Below are 10,594 nucleotides of genomic sequence, written 5' to 3'. Positions count from 1 at the left end.
TCTGGTGTTCTCCCCCGCTTCCTGTGCGGCCTCTACCGTGCAGGTTCCGGGGTAGTCTATGGTGCCTTCGGCGGGTTGTTCCCCTGCCGCTAGGCCAAATCTATACGTTTCGCGGTTTGTCCGGGGGTTAGGCTTCCGGTTCTGCCGCCCACTTCTCGGGCGCATCTACCGCGTTCGGGGCGATGCGGCGTAGCTCCTGCAGTACCGCCTGCTTATCCTCGGCGTAGCGGGTGCGGAAGCCAGTCTGCACGCGGTGACCGTCCAGGGTCCAACCAATCACAACCAGGCCGTTCTTCTCCACAACCTTGCCTGCCATACCGCGGTCGGTGGTGATGACTGCGAGCTTCTTCGCTGGAATCCACAGGTCCTTCGCGCCGTTACGGGTGAAGATGATGCTGTCCGGATAAATCAGCAGGGTGGACTTGCTCTTAAAGCCGAGCGAATCGAAACCCACGCGGTCCAGCCAGTTACCGAATATCGTGGTGCTGACGTACTCGCCCTCGAAAGCAGCGTCAGCGGTCATGCCCTCGTAGCGTTCGGGAACTTCCTTGAGGGAGCCGAACATGTTCGCCTGGCGTGCCAGGCGCGAGCGCCATCCATGCCACATGCCGTAGATGCATAGCGCAACCAGGGCGATGCAGATGATGGCGGTCAGGAACTTTCCCACGAAGGTTCTCTCTTTCGGTTGGGTCTCGGTCGATTGTCTCGGCCTGGGTTGATAGGGAGGGGTGTTTTTGCGCTGGTGGTTCCGGTCGTGTTTCGGGGAGGTTTTTCCCCCGCTACTAGCCGTTACTAGCTCCCACGAGGCTGTATTCCTCGCGAGGCGGTGGCAGGCGTGAACCTACCACCGCCAGGCACGGTTACTTCGTGGTTCGCCTCGCGGGTTAGCGGCGCGGGGTTGCCAGCTCGCCATTCAGCACGGTCGGGTGGCCGGCGTAGAAGGTTGCACGGATCGAGCCGGGCACCTCCATACCGCGGTAGGGGTTGTTCTTACCCTTGGTTGCCTGCTCCTCCGGCTTGATCACGCGAGTTGCCTTCGGGTCAATCAGCACAATATTTGCCGGTTCACCTTCGGCCAGCGGGCGGCCCTGCTCATGGTCCAGGCGACCAATCTTCGCGGGCTCCTCGGAGAGAATGCGTGCCACATCGCGCCAGGTAATCATGCCGGTGTCAACCAGAGTCATCTGGATGATGGACAGTGCCTGCTCCAGACCGGTCATACCGTTCGCGGCACACGCCCACTCGCACTCCTTGGTCTCTGCCGGGTGCGGTGCGTGGTCGGTACCAATCACGTCGATGATGCCGTCAGCAACTGCCTGACGCAGCGCCATGACGTCTTCTTCGGTGCGCAACGGCGGGTTCACCTTGAAGACCGGGTCGTAGGTGCGTGCGGTCTCGTCGGTGAGCAGCAGGTGGTGCGGGGTTGCCTCCGCGGTCACCTTCACGCCGCGGGACTTAGCCCAGCGCACAACCTCAATGGAGCCCTTGGTGGACAGGTGACAGATGTGCAGCTTGGAGTCCAGGTGCTCAGCCAGTAGCACGTCGCGGGCAATGATTGCCTCTTCAGCGACGGCGGGCCAGCCGGCTAGACCCAGGTCAGCGGACACCTTACCTTCATTCATCTGGGCGCCTTCAGTCAGGCGTGGCTCCTGCGCATGCTGCGCAATGACGCCGTCGAAGGTCTTGACGTATTCGAGGGCTCGGCGCATCACGGCGGGGTCGTACACGCACATGCCGTCGTCGGAGAACACACGCACGTTCGCGATGGAGTTCGCCATACCGCCAATATCGGAGAGACGCTCACCCTTCAGGCCCACGGTCACTGCGCCGATGGGCTGCACGCGGCACCATGCGGATTCCTTGCCGAGGCGGTCAACCTGTTCAACCACTGCGGCGGTGTCTGCCACGGGCATGGAGTTTGCCATGGCAAACACTGCGGTGTAACCGCCCAGGGCTGCTGCGCGGGTACCGGTCTCGACGGTTTCGGATGCCTCGTAGCCGGGCTGACGCAGGTGGGTGTGGATGTCGACCAGGCCGGGCAGTGCCACCTGGCCTGCAGCCTCGACAACCTGTGCGTCTGCGGCGTCGATGTTCTCTGCGATGCGGCTAATCACGCCGTCCTCGATGAGGATGTCGGCGACCTTTTCGCCGTAGAGGCTTGCGCCCTTGATCAGGTACTTGCTCATGGTGTTGGTTCCTCTCGTTAGGAAGGTCGTTTAGGATTCGTCGCCGGCGTAGAGTTTGGCGCTGGAGCCGTCGGTTAGAAGCAGGTAGAGCACCGCCATGCGCAGCGCCACGCCGTTGCTGACCTGGCGCAGGACCCAGGAGTTGGTGGCGTCGGCGGCTTCGGAGCAGATCTCCAGGCCGCGGTTCATGGGGCCCGGGTGCAGGATTGCGACCGGCTGCGGCTGTGCCTGCAGGGTTGCGAAGCGTTCGGCGGTCAGGCCCCACAGGTCGGTGTACTCCTCTGCGGAGGGGAAGTACGCGGCGTTCATGCGTTCCTTCTGGATGCGCAGCAGCATGACGGCATCGGGGTTGGTGGCAATGGCTTCGTCGAAGTCGTGGAAGATTTCTACGCCAGCTTCTTCAACCCAGGAGGCAGTGTTCAGCGGCAGTAGGGTCGGCGGTGCGACGAAGACGACCTGCGCGCCGAGGGTGGTCAGCAGCCAGAGGTTGGAGCGTGCCACGCGCGAGTGCAGGATGTCGCCGACGATGAGCACGCGCATACCGGACAGGTCGGTGCCGCGGGGGCTATCGAGGCCGTCGCGTTCTGCCTTGTACTGGCGCAGGGATACGGCGTCGAGCAGTGCCTGGGTGGGGTGCGCATGGGTGCCGTCGCCCGCGTTGAGCACGGGGATATCAGTCCAGCCTGCCTCGGCGAGGCGCTGCGGTGCGCCGGATGCCGAGTGGCGGATCACGAACGCATCCGCGGCAATCGCCTTGAGAGTCTGCGCGGTGTCCTTGAGCGACTCGCCCTTAGACAGGGAGGATCCAGAAGCAGAGAAGTTCGTGACGGTTGCACCCAGGCGCTTCTCCGCGGCTTCGAAGGAGAGGCGGGTACGGGTGGAGTCCTCAAAGAAGAGGTTGACGATGGTCTTTCCGTTGAGTACGTTCAGGGTGCGGTTTTCGGCTTTGACCTGCGCCATGTAGTCGGCGACGTCAAGGATTTCGATGGCTTCTTCGCGGGTTAGTTCGCGGGTGTCGAGCAGATGCTTCATGAGAGCCCTCCCAGCTGGATAATATCGACTCGGTCTGTTGCGTTGTCAGTTTCGGTCAGTACGACGCGCACCGTTTCGCTGGCGCTGGTGGGCAGGTTTTTGCCCACGTGGTCGGCGCGGATGGGTAGTTGCCGGTGTCCGCGGTCTACGAGGACTGCCAGGCGTACGAGGGCGGGTCGTCCGTGGGCGTTGAGTGCGTCAAGGGCGGCGCGTACGGTGCGGCCGGAGTAGAGGACGTCGTCAACGAGGACTATGGTTTTACCTTCAATGCCGATGCTGGGCATGATGCTCTCCCCTGTGTTCTCTGGGGAGGTGGTGCCGTTGGGCGAGGCAGGCTGGTCGTCGCGGTAGGCGGTGATGTCCAGGGCGCCGAGTCGTGTTTCTGCGTTGAAGTTCGGCTCGATGGCTTGGATGCGGGCGGCGAGTCGTACGGCGAGGGGTACGCCGCGGGAGCGGATGCCGATGAGTACGAGGTTTTCTACGCCTTTATTGGTTTCAATAATTTCGTAGGCGATGCGGGTGAGGGCGCGGCGGATTTCGTCCTCGCTGAGGATGGTGCGGCCGACGGTGGTCGCGTCCACGGAGGTGCTTTGAGGGGTTGCCGAATGTGGGGCTGCGGTTAGATTTCGCCCCTGGTTCACGCCGGATGTGGGTACAGTTGACCCAGGCATAGCCGTCTCCTTCCCCGCCTCACGGGACGGATTTAAAGGTTTTGTGCTTCTAGTAGGGTACCACAGTTCACAGGCTACGTTCAGGTTCGGCGAGAGACCGCTCACGGCGAGACGGAGCTGGTATGGAGCGGGGCGGGCTCTATCCTCGAGGCGCATACCGGGCACGCGGGCGGGGGCTCCGTCCTCAAGGCGCTCAGCGCCGCAGAGGGGGCACTCCCCCGCCTGCGTTGTCCGGTGAAACCTCGACTGTTGCCGCCTACCCCTACCCACGGGCTCCGATTAAACCTCAACTGTTGCTAACAAACCCTGCGAGCGCATCCGCCCCCAATACGGAACCCCACGCAGAACTGCACCAACCAAGCGCAACCTAGACACAGAAAACCCCCGCCGTCCTGTAGCGAACTACAGTACGGCGGGGGTTTCACGTACGCTCCCCTGCGGGTGCATCCTCAACGGCGGCAAGCCAACCAGCTATAAGAGCCAGCGGCAGGCCGCGGCGGGATGTCTTACGCGAGCAGGGTCGGCTTCACCTGACGGAGCTTATCCAGCAGACCGTTCACGAACTTCGGAGATTCATTCGTGGACAGCACACGCGCCAGACCGACAGCCTCAGAAATTGCGACAGCATCCGGAACTTCGTCATTGTACAGAAGCTCCCAAGTGCCAATACGTAGCACGGCACGGTCCACGGCGGGCATACGCTCGAAGGACCAGTCACGGGCGTAAGTCTCAACAAACTCACGGATTTCTTCATCGTGGTCGCGGACGCCACGAATGATTTCCTCAGAGTAAGCAGAAATCTGCGCTACCGTGTACAGTCGGCGGCGGCGGAGTACCTCAATATAATCTTCGTTGCGCTGATCCGCTTCGAAGAGCACTTCGAGGGCGCGCAATCGGGCTTTAGTACGTGAATTCATTAGTCGTTCACGCGACCGAGGTACTCACCGGTGCGGGTGTCAACCTTGACCTTGGTGCCGGTCTCCAGGAACAGGGGAACCTGGATCTCGTAGCCGGTCTCAACGGTTGCGGGCTTGGTGCCGCCGGTGGAGCGGTCACCCTGCAGGCCGGGCTCGGTGTAGGTGATTTCGAGGACCACGGATGCGGGCAGCTCAATGTACAGGGGGGTGCCCTCGTTCAGCGCGATGGTTGCGGTCTGGGACTCGAGCATGTAGTTTGCTGCGTCGCCAACAACGGTTGCGGGAACATTGATCTGGTCGTAGGTCTTCATGTCCATGAAGACGTAGTCGTCGCCGTCCTGGTACAGGTACTGGTAGTCGGAGCGGTCAACGGTTGCGGTTTCAATCTTAGCGCCAGCGTTGAAGGTACGATCGACGACCTTGCCGGAGGTAACGTTGCGCAGCTTGGTGCGGACGAATGCGCCACCCTTACCGGGCTTAACGTGCTGGAACTCTACGACGGACCAGAGGTTGCCGTCAATCTTCAGGACGGCGCCGTTCTTAATATCGGTAGTGGATGCCATGGGGCTCTCCTTCGTGTCATCGACGCTCACGCCGTAGTGGTACCCGGCGCGGCGCTAAGTTTTCAATGAGCAAAAATATGTCCCGTACATTCTACAGGATGCGCACGAATTTGCCTAGCAGGGGCACCACAGATGCTGTGGCACCCCGCCCTGTTGCCGCATGCTGACTGTCATATGTTGGCAGTCGTGTGGCGGGTGCGTGGCGGTGACTGTACGGGACTCAGGCCTACTCGGAGATAATCTCCTGGTAGGTCATGTACAGGATTGAGTCGTCCGGCACCTCGTAGACGCGCGGGCGAGCCAAACCGTCAAGAATGATGAAGCGCAGCAGGTTGCCGCGTGCCTTCTTGTCGCGGCGCATTGCTTCGAGCAGCTGGGGCCATGCATCTGCCTTGTAGGAGGTGGGCAGGCCCAAGGATTCGAGGATGCGGCGGGTGCGTGCCACGAGTTCTTCGTCGGCGTGGCCGGTTGCCAGCGCCAGTTCGGCGGCGTAGACCATGCCGACGGACACTGCTGCGCCGTGACGCCACTGGTAGCGTTCGTTACGTTCAATGGCGTGGGCGAGGGTGTGGCCGTAGTTCAGGATTTCGCGGCGGTCGGATTCGCGCAGGTCCTCGGAGACGACCTCAGCCTTCACACGCACGCTACGCTCAATGAGTTCACGCATGATGACGGACTGCGAGTCACGCACGGCGTTCGGGTTCGCCTCAATCAGGTCGAGGATTTCGGGGTCTGCGATGAAGCCGCACTTGACGATCTCACCCATGCCGGTCAGCAACTCGTTCTCGGGCAGGGTGCGCAGGGTGCCGATCTCGCAGAGTACCGCGGCGGGCGGCCAGAACGCGCCGACCAGGTTCTTACCCTCGGCAGTGTTGATGCCGGTCTTACCGCCCACAGCAGCGTCCACCATGCCGAGCAGGGTGGTCGGAATGTGAATAACGCGCACGCCGCGCAGCCAGGTTGCCGCCACGAAGCCGGCAACGTCGGTAATAGCGCCGCCACCCACGGAGATAATCGCATCGGTGCGGGTGAAGTCGTTCTGACCGAGCACCTGCCAGCAGAACGCCGCCACCTGGTAGTGCTTCGCCTCCTCAGCGTCCGGAATTTCGGCGCTGAACGATTCGTAGCCCATGGCACGTAGATCTTCCATGACCAGCTCACCGGTGGAACGCAGGGCACGTGGGTGAATCACGAGCACCTTCTTGGTGCGGTTGCCCAGAATTTCGGGAATCTTACCGAGCAGGTTGTGGCCAATGAGAACCTCATAGTTCTCACGCGGGGAGCTGCCGGTCACCGGGATGCGGGTGATATCTTCCGCGCCGGAGGCACCGAAAGTGGGGGTGGGCTGAGTGCTCATCATGTGTCCTTTCACAGGTGAGGGGTTATGCTTGGGGGTGCTGCGCTCGGGAAGTACGGATTGCGGTCACGTACGCCTGGATTTCTGCGGTCATCTCCGTGATAGGGCGGCCGCCTCGTGCGTCCAGGGTGAAGTGCGCCAGCTCTTCGTATCGGCTGCGGCGACGCTCAAAAATTTCGGTCCACCGCTCCACCGGGTTCGGCTGCAGCAGCGGGCGGGTTTTGCTGCCGGTAATGCGCGGGGTGACGGTGTCAGCATCAACGAGGATGTACACCACGCATTCGTCCTTGAGCAGCTCCGCAACCGAATCGGTCATAGGTGCGCCACCGCCCAGGGAGAACACCGTATTGCGGTACACCGGTGAGGTGAGGACCTCTTCGATGGTTTTGCGTTCGAGCTCGCGGAAGTACGCCTCACCGAAAATCTCGAAGATTTCGGAGACTTCGCCGTAGCGTTCCACGATGAGCTGGTCGGCGTCGAGGAACTCGTAGCCGTAAAAACGCGCCAGGTGCGTACCAATATAGGTCTTACCTGCCGCCATGGGGCCGATGAGCACGATGGGGCGGGCGCGTTCCGCGAAGTTCTCGTGCATTTCACGCACCTGCTGCGGGTGTATGCGAGCGCCGCCGGCAGACTCGTCTTCTGCGAGCACTTCTGCGTGGGTTTCTTCCGGCGCGCCCAGTTCTTCCGACGCTGCAATATCTGCAGGTGCCGCAGATTCAGCGGAAGTTGCGGGCAGTTCGGAAGCTTCGAGGGGATTCTCCTCTGGTTGGCTCTCTGCTTCCGCGGCGGGTACTGCGGGTGCGACAACCTGAACCTTGCCGAACAGTGCCGGGGTCGGACGAACCGGCTTGGCGGGGTCAGCCGCGGGCACAGCTACGGGAGTTGCGGATGCGGCTATGGGGGCTACGGGGGCAGACTGCGGTTCAGTCTTCTGCACGGGAGCGGTAGCCCTCTCCCCCGCCGCCTCTGCAGGCTGTACCTGCTTTACAGGTGCCGGCTTGGGCGCGGCAGGTTTCGGTGCAGCCGGCTTCGGAGCTGCAGGCTTGGACACAGGCGGCTTAGGTGATTCCGCCTTCGCGGGCTCCTTGCGGGGCTCCTCTTCGTCGGTGCCCATGCCCTGCAGGACGCTGAGCAGCTTCAGGCTCAGGTCCTCGCCCAGACCGAGTGCCGGGTCAGCATCCTCAGACACCGAGGAAGCGTACAGGCGCACACCCTGCGTGCTCGCCATAGTAGCGGCAGGCACGGGGCGGGTACCAGAAGGCATCAGGTCAGCCGGGGTGGGCACGCGAAAGGCCGGACGGGAGGAATCCTCACACTCAACAGCCTGCTCAGCCGTGGCAGATACGGATTCCGATACACCAGATTCCGGGCGCGGCGAAGCGCCCCCTCGCGCACGCTGCGTTGCCGCAGCAATACGCGCGAGGGGGCTCGAAGCGACCGGGCGGACACTCTGTTCCACAGAAACCACCCCGGAACCACAACCGTTCACGCCGCTGCCCTCAGACTCCGCAGGAAGGGGCACTACGCGTCCCAACCAGCCACGTTAGACTCCCAAGCCAGAGACGCCGGAATAGCGTCCAGGTAGGAATCCATGTTGCGGCGAGTCTCACCCATGGAGTCGCCACCAAACTTCTCCAGTGCCGCCTCAGCGAGCACTAGGGCGACCATAGCCTCCGCCACCACGCCAGCGGCGGGAACAGCACACACGTCCGAACGCTGGTGGTGGGCGCGGGCCTCTTCACCGGTGGACGTGTCAATGGTCTTCAGGGCCTTCGGCACGGTCGCAATGGGCTTCATTGCCGCGCGCACACGCAGCAGGTCACCGATGCTCATACCACCCTCAATACCACCTGCACGGTTGGTATCGCGGGTGACGCCATTTTCGCCAATGGAAATCTCGTCGTGAGCCGCAGTGCCCGGGCGGTCAGCGGTCGCGAAACCGTCGCCAACCTCAACGCCCTTAATGGCCTGAATACCCATCAGAGCCGCGGCAAGGCGCGCGTCCAAGCGGCGGTCCCAGTGCACGTACGAACCCAGTCCGGGAGGCATACCGTACGCGAGCACTTCAACCACACCGCCGAGAGTCTCACCGTCCTTGTGCGCCTCATCCACGCGCTGAACCATCGCGTCGGAGGTTGCCTTGTCGAAGCAGCGCAGCGGGTCAGCGTCCAGCTGCTCAACGTTGCGGGGCGAAGGTACCGGGGCACCCTCAGGAGCGTGCACGCCACCCACAGCTACGGTGTGAGAAACCAGCTCAACACCCAGAGCCTTCAAAATCTGTGCGGCAACCACGCCAAGAGCCACGCGGGTCGCAGTCTCACGCGCGGAGGCGCGCTCCAGCACCGGGCGAGCTTCAGAGAAGTTGTACTTCTGCATACCCGCAAAATCGGCATGACCGGGGCGCGGACGAGTCAGCGCAGCGTTACGCGCACGACCCTCAATCAGCTTCGGATCCACCGGGTCGGAGCTCATCACGTCAGTCCACTTGGGCCACTCGGTGTTCGCAATCTCAATCGCGACCGGGCCGCCCTGAGTCAGGCCGTGACGCACACCGCCCAGGATGCGCACGCGGTCCTCCTCGAACTTCATGCGGGCACCGCGGCCGTAGCCGAGGCGGCGGCGAGCCAGGGCGTCACGCACCATGTCGCTGGTGAGTTCCACACCGGCGGGTACGCCCTCAATAATGCCGACGAGCGCCTCGCCGTGGGATTCTCCGGCAGTGAGCCAACGCAGGGCCATAGGTTAACCTCTTTTCATCGCACCCGCACCGCAGCGCAGGAGGAAGGAATAATAATTCTTCACGTGTATAAATAGTGTATAAAATGCCTGTTTACTGAGCGAGTGAAAGCACGCTTTTTTCACGAAACGGAAGCACGAGACGCAAGATCAACCGCCGCACACATCGCATTCACCAAGCCCAGCAGCTCACCCTCAGACAGGGTGCGGTCAGTAAAAATCAGCACCTGCTCCACCGCCTGATACAGCAGCATCTCCAGGCCAGAAACCACCGTACCGCCGTTCGCCTCCCAAGCGCTCGCCAGCACCGAAGGCCACGGGTTATACGCAACATCGAGCAGTACCGGCCGGTGCGTCGCGGAGGCACCTTTCAACCCGCTCAGCCAGCTCGCCCACTCATCCGCCGCATGAGCAGGAAGAGTAGACACCACCGGGTGATGACCGCGCTCAGCAAGATTCTGCGGCAAATCAGCCAACGTAATCTGTTCCAGCTGAACGCCCAGGCGGCCCGCCGCCTCCTGCACACTACCGAGCTTATGCAACGAACGGGCGTACACGCTCACGCGGCGGTACCCCAGCGCGTGCAGCGCCGCCAAAGCAGAAATAGCGGTCGCTCCCCCACCCACAATCGCGGCAGAATCCTTGAGCGGTTCCGGTTCCAAACCGGCGTGGCGCAGCGCGTTCACAATGCCAATGACGTCCGTATTATGCCCCAGAATCTTCTCACCACGCGGATACACCGTATTCACCGCACCGGTCACCTGCGCCATCTCGCTAATCTCATCGCAATACTGGATGACCGCGGTCTTCAACGGCATCGTCACCGACAGACCTGCAATATACGGAGCATCCTCCGTACCGTCCGGGTGTCGCACACCGTGCATCATCGCCGGCAAATCATCAGGCAAAGTATCGCGGCGCTCATACCCCAAATTCTGCTCACCCAAAAAGTTATACGCCGCACGATGCAACGCGGGTGACAGGGAATGGGAAATCGGGTGCCCCAGCACGTAGGCACGGCGAAGATACGGGGCTTCACGGTACGGCTCAGTCTTCATCGGTACTCTCTCGCTCTCAACGCTGGGGAATGCTCTCAACGCTTGGGGCTTTGCGGACACGCACGCCACGA

At 62.3% G+C, this 10,594-nt stretch carries 10 protein-coding genes; all 10 read right to left on the bottom strand.

Going from position 1 to position 10,594, the window contains the following annotated elements:
• Positions 1-127: 127 nt before the first annotated feature.
• A complete protein-coding gene (locus tag QFX07_RS04220) occupies positions 128-667 on the bottom strand; it encodes a PH-like domain-containing protein (protein ID WP_279739991.1) in 540 nt (179 codons plus the stop codon).
• Between the two features lie 217 nt (positions 668-884).
• A complete protein-coding gene (locus tag QFX07_RS04215) occupies positions 885-2,186 on the bottom strand; it encodes a dihydroorotase (RefSeq protein ID WP_279754086.1) in 1,302 nt (433 codons plus the stop codon).
• A gap of 30 nt (positions 2,187-2,216) precedes the next feature.
• A complete protein-coding gene (locus tag QFX07_RS04210; RefSeq protein WP_279754087.1) occupies positions 2,217-3,218 on the bottom strand; it encodes an aspartate carbamoyltransferase catalytic subunit in 1,002 nt (333 codons plus the stop codon).
• Positions 3,215-3,889 (bottom strand): bifunctional pyr operon transcriptional regulator/uracil phosphoribosyltransferase PyrR, encoded by a 675-nt coding sequence (pyrR, locus tag QFX07_RS04205; RefSeq protein WP_279754088.1) that lies wholly within the window; start codon positions 3,887-3,889, stop codon positions 3,215-3,217. Before pyrR ends, QFX07_RS04210 begins: the two co-directional genes overlap by 4 nt.
• 506 nt (positions 3,890-4,395) lie before the next feature.
• Entirely contained in the window at positions 4,396-4,806 is a 411-nt protein-coding gene (gene nusB, locus QFX07_RS04200; RefSeq protein WP_005505934.1) for a transcription antitermination factor NusB, read from the bottom strand.
• A complete protein-coding gene (gene efp, locus QFX07_RS04195; RefSeq protein WP_279740000.1) occupies positions 4,806-5,369 on the bottom strand; it encodes an elongation factor P in 564 nt (187 codons plus the stop codon). Before efp ends, nusB begins: the two co-directional genes overlap by 1 nt.
• A gap of 226 nt (positions 5,370-5,595) precedes the next feature.
• Positions 5,596-6,726: a 3-dehydroquinate synthase gene (gene aroB, locus QFX07_RS04190; protein WP_279754089.1), complete on the bottom strand. Its 1,131-nt coding sequence runs from the start codon at positions 6,724-6,726 to the stop codon at positions 5,596-5,598.
• A gap of 25 nt (positions 6,727-6,751) precedes the next feature.
• A complete protein-coding gene (locus tag QFX07_RS04185) occupies positions 6,752-8,251 on the bottom strand; it encodes a shikimate kinase (protein ID WP_279754090.1) in 1,500 nt (499 codons plus the stop codon).
• Positions 8,251-9,468, bottom strand: coding sequence for a chorismate synthase (aroC, locus tag QFX07_RS04180; protein ID WP_279754091.1), 1,218 nt, complete (start codon positions 9,466-9,468; stop codon positions 8,251-8,253). The genes QFX07_RS04185 and aroC overlap by 1 nt, the downstream gene beginning before the upstream one ends.
• A gap of 119 nt (positions 9,469-9,587) precedes the next feature.
• Complete coding sequence (locus QFX07_RS04175; RefSeq protein ID WP_279754092.1) at positions 9,588-10,523, bottom strand: shikimate dehydrogenase; 936 nt, start codon at positions 10,521-10,523, stop codon at positions 9,588-9,590.
• Between the last annotated feature and the right edge of the window lie 71 nt (positions 10,524-10,594).

The sequence above is a fragment of the Rothia similimucilaginosa genome (genome assembly GCF_029850985.2).
GTDB lineage: Bacteria > Actinomycetota > Actinomycetes > Actinomycetales > Micrococcaceae > Rothia.
This window is presented reverse-complemented; position numbering and strand designations above follow the sequence as displayed.